Here is a 274-nt window from a genome sequence, read left to right as displayed (position 1 = left end):
CATTTTAGGCGAGGAATTTCCGAAAGTCCCATCCTCCGAATTAAGTGGGCTGATGGACATGATGGACCGCTACAGCGAGGAGAAAATCGTCGGCTTTTTCAAAAGGTTTGTCGCGCTCGGCAAGCAGGAGGGATATATTCTGGAGGATCGATCAGAAGAGATGCTGGTGCGTTACTTCACGATGTTCCAGAATGAACTGCGTCGGCACTGGGAGTCAGCGAATCAAGAGCGGATGACCTGGAGCATGGATCAATGGATGGAATTGTTTTTCTAC

Annotated in this window: 1 protein-coding gene; it reads left to right on the top strand. The window is 49.3% G+C overall.

The genetic code is table 11. The features are described 5' to 3' along the window. Window positions 1-52: 52 nt before the first annotated feature. Window positions 53-274, top strand: a 222-nt coding sequence (locus tag ACSNOG_RS33325; RefSeq protein WP_436756407.1) for a hypothetical protein, incomplete at its 3' end; no start/stop codon positions are given.

The sequence above is a fragment of the Streptomyces sp. URMC 124 genome (genome assembly GCF_051386455.1).
Classification (GTDB): domain Bacteria; phylum Actinomycetota; class Actinomycetes; order Streptomycetales; family Streptomycetaceae; genus Streptomyces.
The sequence above is the reverse complement of the archived record's forward strand: the minus strand, read 5'-3'. Positions and strand labels throughout refer to the sequence as shown.